The organism is Streptomyces fuscichromogenes, assembly GCF_014645815.1.
Lineage (GTDB): Bacteria > Actinomycetota > Actinomycetes > Streptomycetales > Streptomycetaceae > Streptomyces > Streptomyces fuscichromogenes.
Genome location: NZ_BMML01000006.1, coordinates 327,620 through 347,460, shown reverse-complemented (window position 1 = coordinate 347,460; position 19,841 = coordinate 327,620). Strand labels below are relative to the sequence as shown.

The window sequence follows — 19,841 nt, the reverse complement described above, 5'->3', positions numbered from 1 at the left end:
AGGGTCCTGAACATGCAGGAACATGATGCACCGATCGTGTGGCCATGACGTGCCCGAATGAGCCATCGTCTTATTCGTACGGGGGAAGAGGGGACCTTCAAGTGAGGACGAAGCCGAAGATGAGCAAGAAAATGCTTCGCTCGGTACTTGTGGCCGCCTTCTCCGTCGTGGCACTCGGCGGCATGTTGAGCGGTCTGTCCGATGCGAAGGTCGATGTCCGGGCCAACACGGGCTGGCCCTCCGACGTGCAGGCCATCAACACCGGCTGGCCGGCCGTGGTGGCGACGGACACAGCTGACAGCAGCACCACCGATGGGCTTGTCTCGACCGATGGAGCCGGGAGCTGAAGTGACCACCCCACCCGACGACCGATCCTTCCGCCGCGAGATGGCGACCGCCTACCGATCCGGCTGGCACTTCATCGACCTGGTCACCGCCATCCCCCACAGTGGTGACTCGTTGATGGTGACCGTCTTCGGTGAGCCGGTCGTCGTGACGCGGGACGAGGACGAGGACGTACGGGCGTACCGGTGCCTGCGCAAGCCCCGGGGTGCGCCGCAGCCCGTGCGGTGCGCGATCCGGTACGGAATGATCTTTGTGAATCTGGACCAACGGGACCACCGGCTGGCTGAGCCGGACATCCCGGACGTGAGGACCATCTCGGCCACCCCCCGCAGTGCCTGACGCGATTCCCCCGTCGTAAAAAGATCGCTCAGGTGCTTCCCCCCGCAGCGGCGTCACCGTGACCTGAACACGGTGACGCCGCTGCAGTTTCCGGGGGACATTTCGCCGTATCGACAGGTTTGGGCCATCTCGCATGGTGGCTGAAACCAGCCGTCAGAACGGGTCGGTCACCCTGGCCTGTCATCCCCGCCCGAGCGCCCGCTCCACCGTGATCTCGATCACCACCCGGGTCGGGTTCTCCCGGGGCGTCCGCCCGTACCGCCCGGCGTACCGGCGCTCCGCCTCGCCGACCTTCTCCGGCTCGGTCCGGACCCGTCCCCGCCCCTCCAGTGTGGCCCACCGCCGTCCCGCCACCTGGCACACCGCCACCCGGGCCCCGTCCGGCCCGGCGGCCCGCACGTGGGCCGCCTTGGCGCTCGCCCCGTCCGTGATCACCCGGGCCAGTCCCGCCTCCGGGTCGTAGGTCACCCCCACCGGGACCACGTGCGGGCTGCCGTCGGGGCGCAGGGTGGTGAGGGTGCACAGGTGGTGCTCCTGCCAGAAGCGCAGGTAGGCCTCGTCCGGCGCGGCGGGGTTCACGCGGTGTGTACTCATGATCCGGAAGGTAGTCCCCGGAAGGGCTCCCGATCGCACCTTGAGTGGAATAGACTCAACTTTGTGTACGTTGGCTGAGTCAGCCGTACGGTGCCGAGGAGGAGAACGCGAACGTGGACGCAGAGCTGACCAACAGGAGCCGGGACGCGATCAACGCGGCCAGCAGCCGGGCCGTGACCGAGGGGCATGCCGACCTGGCCCCCGCTCACCTGCTGCTGGCTCTGCTGGCGGGGCAGGACAACGAGAACATCACCGACCTGCTCGCGGCCGTCGACGCCGACCAGGCCGCCGTACGCCAGGGCGCCGAGCGCGTGCTGGCCGCACTGCCCAGCGTGACCGGTTCCACGGTCGCGCCCCCGCAGCCCAACCGTGAACTGCTCGCGGTCCTCGCCGACGCCGACGAGCGCGCCCGGGACCTCGGCGACGACTACCTCTCCACCGAGCACCTGCTCATCGGCATCGCCGCCAAGGGCGGCGCGGCCGGCGAGGTCCTCGACCGGCAGGGCGCCACCGCGAAGAAGCTGGTGGAGGCCTTCCGCAAGGCGCGCGGCGGGCGCCGGGTGACCACCGCCGACCCCGAGGGCCAGTACAAGGCGCTGGAGAAGTTCGGGACCGACTTCACGGCCGCCGCCCGGGACGGCAAGCTCGACCCCGTCATCGGCCGGGACACCGAGATCCGCCGGGTGGTGCAGGTGCTGTCCCGCCGCACCAAGAACAACCCCGTGCTGATCGGCGAGCCCGGCGTCGGCAAGACCGCCGTCGTCGAGGGACTGGCCCAGCGGATCGTGAAGGGGGACGTCCCCGAGTCGCTCAAGGACAAGCGGCTGGTCTCGCTGGACCTGGGCGCCATGGTCGCCGGCGCCAAGTACCGCGGTGAGTTCGAGGAGCGCCTGAAGACCGTCCTCGCCGAGATCAAGGACTCCGACGGGCAGATCATCACCTTCATCGACGAGCTGCACACGGTCGTCGGCGCGGGCGCCGGCGGCGACTCCGCGATGGACGCCGGCAACATGCTCAAGCCGATGCTGGCCCGTGGCGAACTCCGCATGGTCGGCGCCACCACCCTCGACGAGTACCGCGAACGCATCGAGAAGGACCCGGCGCTGGAGCGCCGCTTCCAGCAGGTGCTGGTCGCCGAGCCCACCGTCGAGGACACCATCGCCATCCTCCGTGGCCTGAAGGGCCGTTACGAGGCCCACCACAAGGTCCAGATCGCCGACAGCGCGCTGGTCGCCTCCGCGACCCTCTCCGACCGCTACATCACCTCCCGCTTCCTCCCCGACAAGGCCATCGACCTGGTCGACGAGGCCGCCTCCCGGCTCCGCATGGAGATCGACTCCTCCCCCGTCGAGATCGACGAACTCCAGCGCTCCGTCGACCGGTTGAAGATGGAGGAGCTGGCGCTGGAGAAGGAGACCGACCCGGCCTCCCGGGAGCGCCTGGAGAAGCTGCGCCGCGACCTCGCCGACAAGGAGGAGGACCTGCGCGGCCTCAACGCCCGCTGGGAGCGCGAGAAGCAGTCCCTGAACCGGGTCGGCGAGCTCAAGGAGAAGCTCGACGCTCTGCGCGGCACCGCCGAACGCGCCCAGCGCGACGGTGACTTCGACACCGCCTCCAAGCTGCTGTACGGCGAGATCCCGCAGCTGGAGAAGGAGTTGGAGGCCGCCTCGCAGGCCGAGGAGGAGACGTCCAGGGACACCATGGTCAAGGACGAGGTCGGCTCCGACGACATCGCCGACGTGGTCGCCGCCTGGACCGGCATCCCGGCCGGCCGCCTGATGGAGGGCGAGACCCAGAAGCTGCTCCGCATGGAGGACGAGCTGGGCCGCCGCCTCATCGGCCAGACCGAGGCCGTACGCGCCGTCTCCGACGCCGTCCGCCGCTCCCGCGCGGGCATCGCCGACCCGGACCGCCCCACCGGCTCCTTCCTCTTCCTCGGTCCCACCGGCGTCGGCAAGACGGAACTGGCCAAGGCCCTCGCCGACTTCCTCTTCGACGACGAGCGGGCGATGGTCCGCATCGACATGTCGGAGTACAGCGAGAAGCACAGCGTGGCCCGGCTGGTCGGCGCCCCGCCCGGATACGTCGGCTACGAGGAGGGCGGCCAGCTCACCGAGGCCGTCCGCCGCCGCCCGTACACCGTGGTCCTCCTGGACGAGGTGGAGAAGGCCCACCCCGAGGTCTTCGACATCCTGCTCCAGGTGCTGGACGACGGCCGCCTCACCGACGGCCAGGGCCGCACCGTCGACTTCCGCAACACCATCCTGGTCCTCACCTCGAACCTGGGCAGCCAGTACCTGGTCGACCCGGTCCTCGGCGAGGAGGAGAAGAAGCGGCAGGTCCTCGAAACCGTCCGGATGTCCTTCAAGCCGGAGTTCCTGAACCGGCTGGACGACCTGGTGGTCTTCTCCGCCCTGGCCAAGGACGAACTGGCCCGGATCGCCCGGCTCCAGATCGACCGCCTCGCCAAGCGCCTCGCCGACCGCCGGCTCGCCCTGGAGATCACCCCGGAGGCCCTGGCCTGGCTCGCCGAGGAGGGCAACGACCCGGCTTACGGCGCCCGCCCGCTGCGCCGCCTGGTCCAGACCGCCATCGGCGACCGGCTGGCCAGGGAGATCCTGTCCGGCGAGGTCAAGGACGGCGACACGATCCGGGTGGACGCGTTCGGCGAGGGCCTGATCGTGGGCCCGGTGACTCCGGAACCCGCCGCCGGACCCGTCGGCAAGAGCCTGTGACGAACCGGATTCCGGTTTTCACCTCGTTGAGCAGGCGCGAATCGGCGGCTCGGGCCCGAGCAGGTTGCCGGTCGCGGTCCAAGGGAGAGAGGGTGGGTCTTACGTCTGGTCTCAGCGATGACCGGACGATCCAGACGACAGCAGGAGTGTCCACGTATGTCCATCGACCCGTCCTCGATTCCGAGCTTCGGGGGCCAGCCCGAGCCGCAGCCCCAAGGACCGGCGGGCCCCGTCGTCCCGGATCAGGATCTTGTGAAGCAGCTCCTCGACCAGATGGAGCTGAAGTACGTCGTCGACGACGAGGGCGACCTCGCGGCGCCGTGGGAGCAGTTCCGTACGTACTTCATGTTCCGCGGCGAGGACGAGCAGGCCGTCTTCTCGGTGCGGACGTTCTACGACCGCCCCCACAAGATCGACGAGAAGCCGCAGCTGCTGGAGTCCATCGACGACTGGAACCGGCGGACCCTGTGGCCCAAGGTCTACACCCACACCCATGACGACGGCACCGTCCGTCTCATCGGTGAGGCCCAGATGCTGATCGGCACGGGCGTCGACATCAACCACTTCGTCTCGTCCACGGTCAGCTGGGTGCGGGCCGCGCTCGAGTTCGACAAGTGGCTGGTCGAGCAGCTCGGCCTGGAGGAGGCCGTCAACGAGGCCGAGGAGTCCGAGGACGACGAGTAGTCCTCGCTCCTACAGCGGTGTGCGCGCGTACACGACGAGGTACGCGCCGTAGCCGAACGAGAGCCCGGCCAGGGCCGTGACCACCACCGTCGCGTGCCAGGGCCGGGCTCTCGCCGTGCGGACCAGCGCCCGCGCCAGCGGGAGCAGCAGCGGGAAGGCCGGCAGCAGGAAGCGCGGCTTCGACTCGAAGAAGCCCGACCCGCCGAGCGCGATCAGCAGGAGTACGGCGGTGTAGGCGAGGAGCGGGAGCGGGGCGCGGTCGACGGCCAGCAGGGCGAAGAGCACGACCGCGGCGGCCACGATCACCAGGGCCATCGGGAAGACGAAGCGGTCGCCGCGCAGCAGCAGCGTACGGACGAAGGCCAGCGAGCCCCGGCCGAAGTCGAAGCGCGAGCCCCACAGCCGCTGTACGGCGAAGTAGCCGCCCAGCCGGTTCCCCTTGCGGTGTCCCACCCACAGGACGTACGCCGTCCAGCCGAGCGGGGCGAGCGCCGCGCCCGTCCACAGCCTGTGGGTAACCCGGCCGCGGGTGCGGCGCAGCTCGCACGCGGCGGCGACCAGGACGGCCGCCGCGACCGCGAAGCCGTTCGGGCGGGACAGCCCCGCCAGGGTGGCCAGGGCGCCCGCCCATACCCAGTTCCCGGCCAGTACCGCGTACAGCGACCAGGCGGCGAAGGCGGTCAGGACCGGTTCCGTGTACGCCATGGACAGCACCACGGAGTGCGGCAGCAGGCCCCAGAGCAGTACCAGGGCGGTGGCCACCGCACGGCCGTGCAGGCGGGCGCCCACCGCGTAGACGCCGGCGGCGGCGACGGCGGCGGCCGTCCAGGACACCAGCAGCCCGGCGCCGGCCCCGCTGAGCGGGGTGACGGCGGTCAGGGTCCGGATCAGGGCCGGGTAGAGCGGGAAGAACGCCAGGTCGCTGTGGATGATGCCGGGGCCGAAGTACAGGGTGCGGCCGTAGCCGTGCGCCGCGATCCCCAGGTACCACGCCGCGTCCCACGACCTCCCCAGCAGGGTCAGCGGATGCCGGCCGCCCGCCCAGGCGGCCAGCGCGAGCACGGCCGCACCGGTGAGCCGGGCCACCGCGAACAGGCCCACGGCGACCCCGCCGGCGGCGACGGCGGACAGCCGGGCGCCGGGCTGCTGCGCGACGGACGGGGCGAGGGCGGCGGTGCTGGCGTGGCTCACATTCGCACAGTGCCGGTGATCGCCCCGGGGAGCGAGAAATACACGTCCGGTCGGGGTAGGCCCCGAGTGCGCCCAGTGGGACGACGGCCCCCCGATCAGCCCCGATCAGCCCGGATCGACCCGGGTCAGCCCGGATCAGCTGACCTTGACCGTCCACGTCGAGGAGTAGGTGTCCGTCAGGTCGGTGGTGGCCGGGCGGTAGACCCGGAGCGTCCACGTTCCCCTGCGCGGGAAGGTGATCTTCGCGGTGGCGGTGCCGCCGGTGGTGAGGGTGGCGCTGGTGAGGGTCACCCAGGTGCCGTTCTTCTGGCGGGCCTGGAAGCGCAGCGCGGTTCCCTTGACGTAGGGGGAGCTGTGCGCGGTGAAGGACACGGGCTTGCCGTGGACCGCCTTGGTGGCCGGCTTGCCGACCGTGAGCACGGCCTTGACGTGCGCGGTCAGGGTCTTGCTGGTCGAGGACGCCCACGTCAGGTTCTTGGCCGCGGTGACCGCACGCCAGACGCCGTTGTACTTGGCGGTCGTGGCGTAGGAGGCCTTGCCGGCGCTGTCCGCGGTGACGGTGCCCTGGGTCTTCCAGGTGGTGGTTCCCGCCCGCTTGTACTGGAAGCTCACCTTGGCGCCGGCCGCGGCCTCGGCGCCGGTCCGGGTCACGGTCGCGGTGAAGGTCGCCTTGCCGCCGTAGGTGCTGGTGGCCGGGCCGGTCAGCTGGGTCGTCGTGGCGGCCAGGACGCGCGTGGACACGCTGCGGACGGTGGTGTCGCCGTACTGGGAGACGATGGTCAGCGTGACGTCGTGCACCCCGGTCGTCGTGGTCTTCCAGGTGCCGGCGGGCTGCGCGGGATAGCTGCCGGTGGCGAAGGCGGTGCCGTCGACGTCGAGGGTCCAGTGCTCGGCCCGGCTGACGCCGTCGGCGGCGGACGTCGTGGCGGCGAACTTCCTGCTGCTGCCCGCCACGGGGAAGTCCTGGAAGCCGTCCGTCCAGGTCGGCGTGACCTCGGAGACCACCCTGACCGGCAGGTCCGTCCGGCCGTGGGCGCCGCGGTTGTCGACCGTGTCGAACGTCAGCGTGTGGGCGCCGTAGGGCAGCTCGCCGAGGTCGGCGAGGAAGCCCGCGGTGTTGCCCTCGTAGGTGGAGTCGGTGACCGGCGTCGTCGCCTGTGCCGTGCCGTCGAGCGACACGGTGGTGCTGACCGGGTAGGCGTAGTTGAGGTTGGCCGGGAACTTCTTGTCGAGCGCCGACGGGTAGGCGTAGGTCACGCTCGCCGTCGTCTCGTCCGGGCGGATGACGCTGTCGAGTTTCGGCGTGATGGTGAAGCCGTGGTCGACCAGCGTGTCGGCCCGGACCGGGGAACCCGCGCGGCCGTCCTTGTCGTAGGCCACGACGTAGACGCCTCCGGCGTACAGGCCGGCCGGGACCGCGCTCGTGTCCAGGGTGGTGGTCCACGTCGTGCCGCTCTTCGGGGCGGTCAGGTCGACGGGGGCGGGCCACGCCGTGCCGGAGCTGAAGTACCGGACCCGCGAGACTCCGTCGGCGCCGGTCGCGGTGGCGCGCAGCGACAACTCGTCGTCCGCGGACAGACCCACGGGCTGGTAGCTGGTCCAGGCGGCGTCGCCGGGCAGATCGGGCAGGGTGACGGTCGGCCGCCCGTTGTCCACGGTGACGGCGGTGTTCGCCGTGACGGTCCGCGGGCGGGGGCTGTCCACCTCGACGTGGACGGTGTTCGCGCCGTCGTTGACCAGCGGCGCGGCCACCCCGTTGGTGGCGCCTGCGAACTGCCGGGTGGCGGCGGTGTCCAGGGTCGCGTGCAGGGTGCAGGAGGGCAGGCAGTCTCCCGGGTTCAGGGCGAAGGTCTGCTTGACCGTGCCGGTGCCCTGGTACGCACCGCTGCCGGTGATGCTGACCACGGCCTCGGTCGGCTCGTCGTCCGGGTCCGCCTGCACCGTGAAGGTGACGTCCGTCGTGCCGGTGACCGTCTGCCCGGCGCTGACCGTGCCGTCACCCCCGGCGTCCGAGGAGATGCCGTCGAACGTGATCACGGCACCGGTGTCGTCCGCGACGGCGGCCGTCGCGGACGCGACGGAGCACAGCACGGCGGCACTCGCGGCAACGGCGAGCGACCTGACAGATCGGGATATACCCACGTCTCTCCTCCTGCGCCTGCCCCCGGCCCGGCGGAGGCGCCGGGTGCGGTCCGCGGGCCGCCCTCCGCCCGGGGCTCACCTGCCTGACCTGGGCGGACCCGGAAATGAGCGGCGGAGTGCGGGAGCAGCGTGAAGATCTTGAAGGGACTCCGATCGCGTGTCAAGGCCCGTCCGTCCGCCGACCGGGAGCCGCCCCGTTCAGGACGCCAGGCGCCGCAGCCGGCGTCGGGGTCGTCGTAGAAGACGGAGTTGGGGATGGCGACGACGCCGCAGCGTTCGGGCAGGGCCCGGCAGAAGGCGTGGGCGTCCTTCTCGCCCAGGGGGGCGATGTCGGTGGTGATGAAGTACGTGCCCTGGGGCTGGTAGACCTGGAACCCGGCCGCGCGCAGCCCCGCGCCGAGCAGGTCGCGCTTGCGGCCGAGGTCGGCGCGGAAGCCGTCGAAGTACGCGTCCGGGAGGGCGAGGGCCTGCGCGACCGCGTACTGGAAGGGGCCCGAGGCGACGTACGTCAGGAACTGCTTCGTCGAGCGCACCGCCGTGACCAGCTCCGGCGTCGACGTCACCCAGGCCACGCCTCCTTCGTGCACCCATTCACGCGTGGCGCACCGGGCCCACCGGGGTCAGCCGTCGCCGACCGAGGCGCGGGCCGAGAAGTCCGCTGCTCTCCGTCGTACGACTGAACGCACCGTGCGGATGGGACGGGACCGGCGGATCGCCGCGGTTCACCGGTCAGCTCTCGTAGTGGTAGCGGCACTGTGCGATCAGGACGGCGTCCTCGGTGGCCTTGTAGATCAGTCTGTGCTCGTCGTTGATGCGGCGCGACCAGTAGCCCTGGAATCCGTGCTTGAGCGGTTCCGGTTTGCCGATCCCCTCGTTGCCGTTCCGGGCGATGTCCGCGATGAGCGTGTTGATGCGCTTCAGGATCTTCCGGTCCTGAAGCTGCCACCACAGGTAGTCCTCCCAGGCACGGGAGGAGAAGGTGATCTTCAACTCGGGGCCCTCATCCGTCGGTCGCCAGCTCGCGTACGGTGCCGCCGCCGTTCTCCAGCTCGTCGATGGAGGCGAGCAGGCGCCGGGCGTTCGCCGGGCTTCGCAGCAGGTATGCGGTCTCCTTCAGGGACTCGTAGTCCTCAAGGGAGACGATGACGACCGGCTCATGTCCGGCCCGGGTGATGACGACCTCCTCGCGGTCGTCGGTGACGGAGTTGAGCACCTCGGCGTACCGCGCGCGGGACTCGGAATACGTCATGGTCTTCACGATCAACCCTCCTTCGACGTACAAGAAATTGTACGTATCGCTCTGTGGTGCGGCAAGCGCCGTTACCGCGGCCGAGAGCATGCGGCCTCCGGTGCGGACGTTCCGGGCGGGTGGGGCGGGGCGGGCGACGGGGAATGCGAGGACCGACCTGCGGCGGCGGTCGGTGCGCGAGCGCTTTGCGGAGCCTTTCCGTCGCATCCGGCAGCACCTCGGTGCGTTTGCGGAATGCGAGCCGGACGCAGGGGACGCCCGCTGCGGAAGGGAGCGTTTTGTCCGGCGCGCGGCGACGGCATCGACGTCACCGACAACGGCAGGTGCGCCGAGAAGGGACCCGGGGTCGCCGACGCGGTGGCCGTCGCGAAGACGATCAGGATCTCGTCCTACCGGTGCCGCAGAGAAACCTGTGGCCACTGTTATCCTCAACTCGCCGCGTGTGGGGGGAAGTTCGGGGGCGAATATGTCGCGGCAGCATCGACACACGCCTTCCCGGCCGTCGACCTCCGGCACGTCTCTTTCCGCCGGAAGCCCCCAGGAGGCGACGATGGCTCGTCGTACCACCGCTCGCGGCGTCGTCGCCGCGCTGGCAGTCCTCACCGTTGTCGCCGGTCCCGGTCCGCTCGTCGGCACGGCCGATGCGGGCGACGGCACCGGGAGCGCCGCACTCGCGACCGAGAAGGTCTTCCAGTCCGACCGTTACCAGCCCCGCGCCGACCGGCTCTACAGCGCCGGTGCCGACGGCTATCTGCACGCCCAGGAGGGGCGCTCCGGCTATCTGTGGACGTCGTACGCCACCGGTACGACGACCGAACTGGGCGAGCTGTCGAGACTCGAACTCGCCGGCTACCTGGGCGCGTCGTCCGACATCGTGACCGACGTCGTCTCGCCCACCCAGAAGGTCGTCCTCCGTGACCTCTCCTCCGCCACCAGCGCCGACGTCACCCTCACCCACGGCACATACATGGCCACCTACGGCGCCCATGTGCTGACCCAGGCCCAGGACACGGACGGCAGCCGCACGCTGTGGCTCTACGGCGGCGACGCCCCCGCCGAGGGCACCCTCGTCGACGGGTGGCCGACCGGGATCACCTCGAACTTCCAGGTGCTGGGCGGCGACAGCGGCACCGCCGTCGTCGGCTACGCACTGGGGGGCGCGCAGCACCTGGCGCTGGTGGACCTGGCCGCCGCGAAGGTCACCGGCGACGTGACCGTGTCCGCCGCTCCGGCAGGCGTCGCGCTGAGCGCGGACCGGCTGGTCTGGTACCCGTCCGGCATCACGCCGGTGGCACACGTCCTGGACCGCGGCGACCTCACCGCCCCCGGGACGACGGTGACCCTGCCCGGCACCGAGGGCACCCCGTCGGTCGGCATCGCCGGGGGCTGGCTGGTGGTGGCCCGTACCGTGCCGTCGGACCCCTCCGATCTGGCCGACGAGTCCGGCGAGCAGCTCATGGCCGTCCCCGTCACGGGCGGCGCCCCGGTCACCCTGCTCCGGCACGCGAACAGCTCCGTCGTCCCCGCACCCGACGGCGGCCTGCTGGTCGTCGGCGGCGCCGACGCCGGGCACTGGGCGGTACGCCGGGTCACCGACACGGGCGCGGCCACCCCGGCGCTGACCGGACTGACCGCCGTACCGCCGATGGCGGCGAAGATCACGCGGCTGTCGCTGGAGAACGGCACCCTGGCCACCGACGAGGCCGACAGCAGCTTCATGGGTGCGTTCTACACCCGGCCGATCGCCGCGGACGGCACGCCCGGCACCCGGACCTGGCAGAAGTGGGACGGCCTCGACACGGGACCGTACGCCACCGGGGACGGTCGCGCGGTGACGTTCACCGCCGACGCCGACCCGGCCGGCTCGTACGTCCAGTCCGTCGACCGCAACGACCAGGCCGGCTTCTTCTACCTGCCCTCGGCCGCCGGCACCCTCCTCGACGTCACCGGCCGCTACGCGGTCGTCAACGGTTCCTCCCCCAGCAAGCAGTACGTCGGCGACCTCGGCGTCTACACCGACCTGCAGCCCGTCCTCACCCGCTCCGTCACCGCCGCCTCCGTCTGGGGGACCAGCCTGTGGACGCCGGGTTCCGGCAACGGTGTCGTCACCGCCAGGAACCTGAAGACCGGCGCGACCGCCACCACTGTCAGCACCGGCGCCCCGTGCGTCCCCAAGGAGCTCCAGGTGGTGAGCCGCTGGATCTACTGGTCCTGCGGTACGGGCGGGACGGCCGGTGTCTGGGACCGTACGGCGAAGAAGAACATCCCCGTCCCGTCCGGCCAGGTCCAGCTCGGCGACGGATACCTCGTCCGGCAGGACACGACCACCGGGACGCTGCTCCTCACCGCCTTCGCCGACGGCACCGCGACCACCCGTGAGATAGCCGACCTCCCGGCGGGTACGTCCGGCGGGCGCGGGACGACCTGGACCGTGGACAAGTTCGGCGGGCCCGTCGCCTACGTCGACGCGGAGAACCGGATCCACCTGGTGTCCAGCGGGGTCGCCACCCAGCCGCTCTCCGCCGTCGAGTCCGAGACGACCGGCAACGCGGGGGAGAGCAGCGCGGCCGACAGCCCGTGGTGGCAGTGGCGCGGGCTCCTCTCCAAGCCGGCCGCCTCCTGGACGGCGACCCTCACCAGCAAGGCCACCGGTGCCGTCGTCCGCACCCTCTCCGGCGGGGCGGTGCAGGGCAACCTGACCGCGCGGTGGGACATGCGTGACGCCAAGGGCGCGCTCGTCCCCAACGGCACCTACACCTTCACGGTGACGATCCCGCCCGCCGACGGTTCGGGACGCGCGCTGACCGTGTCGCAGACGGTGAAGGTGTCCGACGGGGCCGCCGCACGCCACGACTTCACCAGCGCCGGTTCCTGGGCGCCTGACGGAACCGGCGACATCCTGACCCTCAGCTCCTCCGGCACCATCAGCTACCAGCCAGGCACCGGTACGGGCACCCTGGGCAAGGCCATGTCCGCCTCCGGCTGGCCCGCCTCCGTGAAGCTCGTCCCGTTCGGCGACCTCAACGCCGACCGACGCAACGACATCCTCGTCCGGTTCAGCAGCGGCGAACTGCGGGTGTACCGGACCATGCTCGGCCAGGCGTTCCTCACCAGCACCCCGCACACCTCGCTGGGCAAGGGCTGGAACCAGTACGACGTCCTGACCTCGCCCGGCGACATCAGCGGCGACGGCCGTCCCGACCTCATCGCCCGCAACTCCGCCACCGGCGCGGTCTATCTCTACAAGGGGACGAGCACCGGAAAGCTCTCCGCGCGCGTGAAGCTCTACGCCGACTGGAAGACGTACAAGAAGATCGTGGGCGTCGGCGACCTCAACGGCGATGGCATCGGCGACCTGGTCACCCAGGACCAGTCCAACAACCTGTACCGCTACCTCGGCACGGGCAAGGGCACCTTCTCCGCACGCGTGAAGCTGTCCTCCTCCTGGGGCGGCTCGTACGACACCGTCATCGGCGCCGGCGATCTCACCGGCGACGGCAAGGCCGACCTCCTGTCCCGCGACACCTCCGGCAACCTGTGGCGCAACAATGGCAACGGCAAGGGGGCGTTCGGCGCCCGCACGAAGATCGCCACCGGGTGGCGGGGGTACAAGGGGATCTTCTGAGTGGTGACGAAAAACGCGCCACGGGGCTGGTCGACCTCGAACCCGGCTGCCCGTAGGCCGTTGCCGAGCAGGTCGCGCTTCGGCGGAGGCCGGCGCCGAGCGGGCCGTTGGCCGTGACCCTGCCGGAACCGTGTTCACGCACCCGGTCGCGTGCCGCGCGGCAGGCCCCGCGGAGGGAGGCCGGCGAGGTCGGTGGACCGGCAGTCGCTCCACCCGGTCGGGCCGCTCCGTGTCAGCAGTCGCGCTCGTCCCTCCACCGCGCCGCTCCATGGCCTGCGTCATCCACGTGCTGCGGTGTGAGTCAGGCCCGGACCCTTGCTGGTACGGCTGTCGGCTGTCACCCGGCCAGCGTCTTGAGCCGGGTGGCGGCCTCCTCCAGCACCCCCATGCGCTTGCAGAAGGCGAACCGTACGAACGGCGCACCCTGCTCGCGGTGGTCGTAGAAGACCGCGTTGGGGATCGCGACCACCCCGCAGCGCTCCGGCAGCGCACGGCAGAAGGTGAAACCGTCGCTCTCACCGAGGGGCCGGATGTCGGTGGTGATGAAGTACGTACCGGCCGGGCGGAAGACCTTGAAGCCCGCCCGCTCCAGGCCGCCCGCGAGCAGGTCCCGCTTGGCCAGCATGTCCGCGCGGAAGTCCGCGAAATATGAGTCGGGCAGGCGCAGGGCCTCGGCCACGGCGTACTGGAAGGGCCCGGAGGCGACGTACGTCAGGAACTGCTTCGTCGAGCGCACCGCCGTGACCAGCTCCGGCGTCGACGTCACCCAGCCGACGCCTCGTTCGCACACCTATTCGTCTGCCGTGCGGCGTCGTGTCCGGACCAGGTTCACAGTCGTACCGCCGGGTTCGGTGACACGGTGCTGTCCGTCGTATCTTGACCACACACGGGAAGGAGCCGTTGATGAGCGTCGACGCGATCGTGCACACCGAGTTCCCCAAGGGGTACACGGTCCTGTTCGGGGCTGACGGAAACGTGATCATGGCTCCGCAGAGCTTCGAGCACTCCAGCACGATCAAGTCGATGCAGTAGGACACGATCGTGTCGCTCGGACGCCACGCGAAGACCGCCTCCGATCTGGCGATCCTGCGGGAGGACGCCCGCCGGGAGGGCAAGCGCTACGGCTTCGAGGACGTCCTGCTGCTCTCCGGGGTCGTCTCGACATCTTCCGCACGCAAGGACTACGACGACTGCACGGCGAAGTACGGCCGCTACGGCGTCCCGATCTACCTGGTCGTGGACCCCTACGCCCAGGAAGTCGCCCTTCACGCCCAGCCGACCGCCACTGACTACATCGCCGCCCACACCCACAAGTACGGCACCGGCAAGCTCTTCATCCCCCTGGCCGACGGCCGCACCTTCACCCTCGCCCTCGACGAGCTCCCTCGTCCGCAGCCCGAGTCGGACGCCCGCTGACCAAGGACTCCCCGCCGGACGTGGTCGTTCCTGGTCGGGGCAGTCGGTTGGGATGGCCTGGCCTTTCGTCGATCGAGATCGGTCACGGGCGTGACGTTCCGCGCCGCGAGTCCGCGCGGCCCGGTTCCAGCCGTAGAGACACCGCGAGGCCCGCATCGCGGTCGGCGGCGACCTCCGCCGCCCGGCCTCGCTGCTCGGACACGGCCTGCGGGGCGCGTACCGCGAACGCCGGCCCGCCGGTCACCTGGCGGGCGGCGGGAGGGCGGGCGAGGGAATCGGCCATGGCGTCCAGGAAGGCCCGCAGCAGCGGCTCGGCCGCCGGAAGCGTGAGGGGGGAGACTCCGGGGACCGCGATCGCGAGTGAGCCGTTGTGTACACATGGGACACTCGGTACCCTTGGGTGCATGACGCAGCCAATGCCCATAGAGTCGATCCGTGATGTCCGGGCGCACCTGGCCGAGGTCGTGGAGCGGGCCGACCGGGACGACGTGCCTACCGTCATCACCCGGCGCGGCAAGCAGGTCGCCGCCGTGGTGTCCATCGAGGTGCTGCGCAAATACCAGGAGTGGGAAGAGCGCGAGATCAACCGGATTATCGACGAGCGCATGACCAACCCGGCACCCGGCATCCCGATCGAGGACATCATGAGGGAGACGCTGGCGCGCAGTGAGTGAGTACCGCACCGTCTTCCGAGCCGAGGCTCAGGCCGAACTCCGCAAGGTCCCGCGAGACATGGCCCTCCGCATTCTGGCCAAGCTGACTGAGCTGGAGAACGACCCGACGGGGTTCAACACCACGGCCCTCGTCTCCCAGCCCGACCGGCGCCGCCTGCGGGTAGGCGACTACCGCGTGATCTACACAATCGACAACGGCGATCTGGTGGTGTGGGTCGTACAAGTCGGGCATCGCTCCACCGTCTAGGACACCTGAGCAAAACCCAGGTCACGCCGTGTTCACACACCCTGTTTGTCAGGACCTTCGGCTTGCTGTCCCCTTGCCTGATCAGCATCAGAGCGTAAATCGGATGACGGTCTGAGTGTGAGCATCGCGCACTGGGCGTCCGAGTCGGAAGCCGTCACGTTCACCGATCTGTCCCGGAACCCGAAGGCCGTCGCTGCCAGGGCCGCCGCGCTGGGATGCCTGCGTGTCACGCACCGGGACGCGCCTGACATGGTGCTGACCACGGCCGTACACGCAGAGCGCACCGAGGAGAACCTGACCACCGAGTCCCGGTTGTTCCTTGCCCTGATGAAGCAGGACGACGGCGCCAGGTCGCTGCTGCTCGCGCTGCCCGAGGTGTTTCCGTGGGTGCGCCATCTGGGCGGTGAGGAAGTCCGGGAGTTCACCGTCGAGCTCCTGGACGCGCTGTCCGACGCCGCCGAGCCGGGTGCCAAGGAGGCTGTGCACCGGGCGGTCGTCTCGTGGCGGGCGACCGCCCGCATCAACGCCGACCCTGACCAGCTCAGGGAAGCACTCCGCCCGCTCGGCGATGTCGACCTCGGCCCCGTCGAGGTGTACGAGTGAGCCCGAAGGAAGGCGATTCCCTGGACAGCAGAGGCTCCCTTCTGCCTCCCGCCACGCTTGACACCACCAACAGCCCCTTGACTTCGTGGCATTGGATGTTCGACGCGATGCGCTCCCTCGTCGACAACGGCGTGACGTGGACGGCCATACCGGTCGACTTCCCGTAACACTGCCGACGGACCTACGACTACGTGCGTGAACTGCACGAACGCCCGGCCGCGCTCGCGGGAGCGGCATCAATGTCAGTGCCCCTCGCTACTGTCATGCCCTCTTGTTCGACGGCATCGAAGGGGTGCGTGGGGACGATGGTGGGGACTCGGCATGCTGCGGTTGGTTCGGAGCACGTCTTGGAGCTGCCCTCGCGGCTCGGCAAGTGGGTGGTTCCACGGCGTGGCGACGCGATCGACCCGCCTGTTCTCGGCGTCAGAGCAGTCGTCAAAGCACTGAAGACGTATCAGGGTATGGTCACGGCGGTCGGCAACGCGGTCGAGAACGCGTTGGCGCATCCGAAGAGCGACCCGGACCTTGTCGCGGCGGTGCGCGATGCGGACCTTGCCGACCTCGACAGGGTCACGCCGGCCGCTGCCGCGGTCACGCTGGCGTACTTCCTGGTCTCCCATCCGATGGAGAAGCGCGCGTACAGCACGGCGGTCATCGATGCCTGGGTCGGCGCGCGCGGGGTCGCGTTCGCGGCGGAGGCGCTGGTCACCTCCATGCACATCTCGCCCGGCGACGAGTCCGGCGATCCGTACCTGCACCGCGACCAGGACGACCGCTGCCGGCCGGAGGACTGTTTCGGGCTCGCCGCCCGCACGCGTGAACACCTGGCCGCGGCTTCCGACGCCGACCACGCCGCGGCGATGGCGGTGGTCGCCCCGTTGCGCGACGGCTTCTGGGCGCGCAGCATGCTGACGTCGTTCCTCTTCCCGGAGCGCCGTGACTGGGTCGACGAGGACATACAGACCTACAAGAGCCTCTCCCGCGAACGCAGCTGGCACCCCTGGCTCGCCGCGGAACTGCTGCTGGGCTGCGTGAACTCGGCGGAGCAGGTCGAGGTGATCACGTCACGCGCGTTGTGGAGCGGCATTTGCCGGGAGCCGCGGCGGCTGGCCAACCTCTGGGCGTCGCTGGGCCCGAACGCCCTCACCGTGTTCCATGACTGGATCCGGGGGCGCCACAACACCTCCGACGAACGGCGCAAGCTCTACGGGTACGTCGCGATGATCCCGACGGACGAGGCGTTTCTGGAGCTGCTCGCCCACATCGACGAACGTCATGTGCCGCAGGCGCTGGACGACGCCGCGCAGCGCTTCCCGCGTCGCGCGCTGCGTCTTCTGGCGGAGAGCTCCCCGGACGAGGATGCCAGGGGGCAGGCCGTCGCGCGCGTGCTGCGGCTTCTCACGCTGTCCAACCGAGAGATCGCCGAGGACCTCCTGCCGATTCTGAGCACACCCGCCCGCGCGCGCGTCGCGTCGCTGCTCACCGAAGCGAGTCCGGTCGCCGAGGCCGCGCCCCAGACGCTCCCCGCGCTGCTGGTGGCACCGCCGTGGACCACGGACCGGCAGGCCGCCGAGGAGGTCGTCATCGCTGACCTGACGGCGCCAGTGCAGAGCGAAGTCGAGTGGCTTCCCGGGGAGCGTGAGAGGTTCGCCGGCGCCACGAGATGGCCCTGGGGCGACCTCGACAAGAAGATGGAGTGGGAGACCGTCGCCCGGCAGATCGCCGACGGGACCGTCGAGGACTGGTGCGACCCCCTCCGCTTCCTGTTGAAGGGACCCGAGGAGCTCGTCCGCCCGATGCTGCCGAGCATCAAACCGTACGGTTTCGGGAGGTACGTGCTCCCCGGGACCGTGGCCCGCTTCGGCGCGGACGCGGCGCCGCCGGCGCTCCGGGCGGCCAACGAATCCCCTGTCGAGTACGGCAAGTACCTCATGCCGTTGGCGAGTTCCGAGGTCGCGACACTGATGTCCGACTGGTTCGTCCGACTGAGGAGCTGCCGCCGGATCGCCCGGGAATGGCTGCGACGGCACCCCGCTCTCGCCGCCCGGACCCTGATTCCGGTGGCGCTCGGGGAGCCCGGGGCCGCGCGCACCGGTGCGCGGTCCGTGCTGTGGATGCTCGTTCTCTCCGGATTCGCCGACGTCGTGGCCGAGGCCGCCGCCTCCTACGGCGAACCGGCCGCCAAGGCCGTCGCGGACCTGATCGCCGACGGCGTGCACGTACTGCCGAAGACGATGCCGGACCTGTCGGCGTGGGCCGAGCCGGACATGCTGCCGCGGCTTCTGCTCAAGGGGCGGCAGGCGGCGCTTCCGGCCGCGTCGGCGCGCTTCGTCGTCCAGATGCTCACGGTGTCCCTGCCGGACGCGCCGTACGCCGGCCTGGCCGTCGTCGAGGAACTCTGTGATGCCCGGTCGCTGGCGGAGTTCGGCTGGGCGCTGTTCGAGAACTGGCGGGCCTTCGACTGCCCGCCGAACGAGACCTACGCCCTCGATGCCCTGGGTTGGCTCGGTGACGACGAGACGGTGCGCAGGCTCGCCCCGGTCGTCCTCGGCTGGGTGAAGGAGAACGTGCACAAGCGCGCGGCCGCGGGCCTCGACGTGCTCGGCGCGTTCCGCGGCGACACGGCCCTGATCGAGCTGCACGGCATCGCGCAGCGGGTGCAGTCCCCGGACTTCAAGGAGAAGATGGCGATCCGGATCCAGGCGATCGCCGACGAGATGGGGCTGAGCGCCGAGCAGCTCGACGACCGGCTCGTGCTGGATCTGGGACTCGACGCCGACGGATCGCTGACCCTCGACTACGGCCCGCGGCGGTTCCGGGTGGGCTTCGACGAGCAGCTCAAGCCCTACGTCGCCGACGAGACCGGCAAGCGTCTCAGGTTTCTGCCGAAGCCGGGCGAGCAGGACGACAGGGGAGTGGCGGAGGCCGCCTACGAGCGCTTCTCCCGACTGAAGAAGGAGGCCAGGATTCTGGCCTCGGACCAGATCGCGCGGTTCGAGTCGGCGCTGTGCGTGCGCCGGACCTGGAACCCGCAGGACTTCCGTCAGTACCTCGTGGGGCATCCGCTGCTGCGTCACCTCGTGCGGCGGCTGGTGTGGACGACCTTCGACCCGGACGGCACGCCCGGCACGGCGTTCCGCGTCACCGAGGATCTGAGCTTCGCCGACGTCGCGGACGGTCCCTTCGCCCTGCCCGACGACACCTCGGTCGGCCTCGCGCACCCGCTCGACCTCGGCGGGGACCTGGCGGCCTGGTCGGAGGTGTTCGCCGACCACCGGATACTCCAGCCGTTCCCGCAGCTCGGGCGGCCGGTGTTCACCCTCACCGACGAGGAGCGCGACTCCGTCGTCCTGACCCGCTTCACCGGCATCACCGTGCCCCCGCTGAAACTGCTCGGCATGGAACGCCACGGCTGGTATCCCGGCTCCCGCGCCGACGCGGGCGGCCGGAACCACCTGCTGCGCGACCTGCCCGGCGGCCGGGTCCTGGTCGCCGGCCTGAACCCGGGGCTGTACGCCGGAAGCATCGCCGACTCCCCCGAGCAGACCTTCGACGCCGTGTACATCACTGAGCACGAGTACCGGACCGACCCGCATCAGAACGGGTTGACGTTCTCGGAACTCGACTGCGTGACCGCCTCGGAGCTCCTGCGGGATCTCACGGAGGTGACGTCTGTATGAGCACGATCCCGTTCGGGGCCGACGGAAAGGTGATCGTGACTCCGCAGAGCGAAGAGCACTCCAGCACCATCAGATCGATGCCGGCGTACTGGGGCGGCACCGTGACCGACGGCGAGCACAGGCTCGCCGACTTTCACGGTGCTCTCCGGACTGAGCCCGAGACCGCGGAGAACGCCGCCTGCGACCACGTGCTCGTCCAGGTCATGGAGTTCAGCCAGCTGGTGCGGACGTGGCGACAGGTGACGGAGCCGGCGCGCAACGCCGGGTGACCGGGAGCGCCGTCGCGGTGCTCCGCCTTCGCCCGCCCCTGCGAGCCG

18 protein-coding genes and 2 pseudogenes are annotated in these 19,841 nt (G+C 70.4%); 12 read left to right on the top strand and 8 right to left on the bottom strand.

Going from position 1 to position 19,841, the window contains the following annotated elements:
* Positions 1 to 119: 119 nt before the first annotated feature.
* Both IEZ11_RS15705 and IEZ11_RS15700 read left to right on the top strand, forming a co-directional pair.
* The gene (locus tag IEZ11_RS15705; protein ID WP_189263339.1) at positions 120 to 347 is read left to right on the top strand and encodes a hypothetical protein; all 228 of its coding nucleotides are present in this window, start codon (positions 120 to 122) and stop codon (positions 345 to 347) included.
* Positions 348 to 387: 40 nt separating this feature from the next.
* Complete coding sequence (locus IEZ11_RS15700) at positions 388 to 684, top strand: Rieske (2Fe-2S) protein (protein WP_189263483.1); 297 nt, start codon at positions 388 to 390, stop codon at positions 682 to 684.
* A 180-nt stretch (positions 685 to 864) separates the two neighbouring features.
* Here the strand turns inward: IEZ11_RS15700 and IEZ11_RS15695 are convergent, their stop codons facing one another.
* Complete coding sequence (locus IEZ11_RS15695; protein WP_189263338.1) at positions 865 to 1,278, bottom strand: pyridoxamine 5'-phosphate oxidase family protein; 414 nt, start codon at positions 1,276 to 1,278, stop codon at positions 865 to 867.
* Positions 1,279 to 1,391: 113 nt separating this feature from the next.
* Here IEZ11_RS15695 and clpB point away from each other — a divergent pair, with 113 nt between their 5' ends.
* Together clpB and IEZ11_RS15685 are read left to right on the top strand one after the other, a co-directional pair.
* Positions 1,392 to 4,013: an ATP-dependent chaperone ClpB gene (clpB, locus tag IEZ11_RS15690; RefSeq protein ID WP_189263337.1), complete on the top strand. Its 2,622-nt coding sequence runs from the start codon at positions 1,392 to 1,394 to the stop codon at positions 4,011 to 4,013.
* A gap of 156 nt (positions 4,014 to 4,169) precedes the next feature.
* The gene (locus tag IEZ11_RS15685) at positions 4,170 to 4,697 is read left to right on the top strand and encodes a type III secretion system chaperone family protein (protein ID WP_189263336.1); all 528 of its coding nucleotides are present in this window, start codon (positions 4,170 to 4,172) and stop codon (positions 4,695 to 4,697) included.
* Between the two features lie 9 nt (positions 4,698 to 4,706).
* Here IEZ11_RS15685 and IEZ11_RS15680 read toward each other — a convergent pair whose 3' ends face one another.
* The 5 genes and pseudogenes from IEZ11_RS15680 to IEZ11_RS15660 all read right to left on the bottom strand — a co-directional run bounded on the left by IEZ11_RS15680 (position 4,707) and on the right by IEZ11_RS15660 (position 9,288).
* Entirely contained in the window at positions 4,707 to 5,888 is a 1,182-nt protein-coding gene (locus tag IEZ11_RS15680) for a putative hexosyltransferase (RefSeq protein ID WP_373294908.1), read from the bottom strand.
* 135 nt (positions 5,889 to 6,023) lie between these two features.
* Positions 6,024 to 7,979 (bottom strand): hypothetical protein, encoded by a 1,956-nt coding sequence (locus tag IEZ11_RS15675; RefSeq protein WP_189263335.1) that lies wholly within the window; start codon positions 7,977 to 7,979, stop codon positions 6,024 to 6,026.
* A 269-nt stretch (positions 7,980 to 8,248) separates the two neighbouring features.
* Positions 8,249 to 8,602 (bottom strand): annotated as a pseudogene (locus IEZ11_RS15670) (aminotransferase class I/II-fold pyridoxal phosphate-dependent enzyme); the annotation flags it as partial.
* 157 nt (positions 8,603 to 8,759) lie between these two features.
* Positions 8,760 to 9,020, bottom strand: coding sequence for a Txe/YoeB family addiction module toxin (locus IEZ11_RS15665; RefSeq protein ID WP_046730454.1), 261 nt, complete (start codon positions 9,018 to 9,020; stop codon positions 8,760 to 8,762).
* Positions 9,021 to 9,030: 10 nt separating this feature from the next.
* A complete protein-coding gene (locus tag IEZ11_RS15660) occupies positions 9,031 to 9,288 on the bottom strand; it encodes a type II toxin-antitoxin system Phd/YefM family antitoxin (protein ID WP_189263334.1) in 258 nt (85 codons plus the stop codon).
* Between the two features lie 541 nt (positions 9,289 to 9,829).
* On the opposite strand from IEZ11_RS15660, the gene IEZ11_RS15655 reads away from it, so the two are divergent.
* On the top strand, positions 9,830 to 12,904 hold the full coding sequence (locus IEZ11_RS15655) for an FG-GAP-like repeat-containing protein (RefSeq protein WP_189263333.1): 3,075 nt from the start codon (positions 9,830 to 9,832) through the stop codon (positions 12,902 to 12,904).
* 337 nt (positions 12,905 to 13,241) lie between these two features.
* On the opposite strand, the pseudogene IEZ11_RS15650 reads toward IEZ11_RS15655, so the two are convergent.
* Positions 13,242 to 13,679, bottom strand: a pseudogene (locus tag IEZ11_RS15650) (aminotransferase class I/II-fold pyridoxal phosphate-dependent enzyme); the annotation flags it as partial.
* Between the two features lie 128 nt (positions 13,680 to 13,807).
* On the opposite strand from IEZ11_RS15650, the gene IEZ11_RS51940 reads away from it, so the two are divergent.
* Together IEZ11_RS51940 and IEZ11_RS15645 are read left to right on the top strand one after the other, a co-directional pair.
* Positions 13,808 to 13,936 (top strand): hypothetical protein, encoded by a 129-nt coding sequence (locus tag IEZ11_RS51940; RefSeq protein WP_268239909.1) that lies wholly within the window; start codon positions 13,808 to 13,810, stop codon positions 13,934 to 13,936.
* 9 nt (positions 13,937 to 13,945) lie between these two features.
* Positions 13,946 to 14,320 carry a Uma2 family endonuclease gene (locus IEZ11_RS15645; protein ID WP_229713037.1) on the top strand — a complete coding sequence of 125 codons (375 nt, stop codon included), beginning with the start codon at positions 13,946 to 13,948 and terminating at the stop codon, positions 14,318 to 14,320.
* Between the two features lie 82 nt (positions 14,321 to 14,402).
* Here IEZ11_RS15645 and IEZ11_RS15640 read toward each other — a convergent pair whose 3' ends face one another.
* On the bottom strand, positions 14,403 to 14,603 hold the full coding sequence (locus tag IEZ11_RS15640) for a hypothetical protein (RefSeq protein WP_189263332.1): 201 nt from the start codon (positions 14,601 to 14,603) through the stop codon (positions 14,403 to 14,405).
* A 121-nt stretch (positions 14,604 to 14,724) separates the two neighbouring features.
* Between IEZ11_RS15640 and IEZ11_RS15635 the strand changes: the two genes are divergently transcribed.
* The 5 genes from IEZ11_RS15635 to IEZ11_RS50795 all read left to right on the top strand — a co-directional run bounded on the left by IEZ11_RS15635 (position 14,725) and on the right by IEZ11_RS50795 (position 19,793).
* Positions 14,725 to 14,994, top strand: coding sequence for a type II toxin-antitoxin system Phd/YefM family antitoxin (locus IEZ11_RS15635; protein WP_005483715.1), 270 nt, complete (start codon positions 14,725 to 14,727; stop codon positions 14,992 to 14,994).
* Positions 14,987 to 15,241 (top strand): type II toxin-antitoxin system RelE family toxin, encoded by a 255-nt coding sequence (locus tag IEZ11_RS15630; RefSeq protein ID WP_189263331.1) that lies wholly within the window; start codon positions 14,987 to 14,989, stop codon positions 15,239 to 15,241. Before IEZ11_RS15635 ends, IEZ11_RS15630 begins: the two co-directional genes overlap by 8 nt.
* Before the next feature lie 117 nt (positions 15,242 to 15,358).
* Positions 15,359 to 15,844 (top strand): prevent-host-death family protein, encoded by a 486-nt coding sequence (locus IEZ11_RS15625; protein WP_229713036.1) that lies wholly within the window; start codon positions 15,359 to 15,361, stop codon positions 15,842 to 15,844.
* A 347-nt stretch (positions 15,845 to 16,191) separates the two neighbouring features.
* Positions 16,192 to 19,524, top strand: coding sequence for a DUF4132 domain-containing protein (locus IEZ11_RS15620; RefSeq protein ID WP_189263330.1), 3,333 nt, complete (start codon positions 16,192 to 16,194; stop codon positions 19,522 to 19,524).
* Positions 19,521 to 19,793: a ParB N-terminal domain-containing protein gene (locus IEZ11_RS50795; RefSeq protein WP_229713035.1), complete on the top strand. Its 273-nt coding sequence runs from the start codon at positions 19,521 to 19,523 to the stop codon at positions 19,791 to 19,793. Before IEZ11_RS15620 ends, IEZ11_RS50795 begins: the two co-directional genes overlap by 4 nt.
* The last annotated feature ends 48 nt before the right edge of the window (positions 19,794 to 19,841 follow it).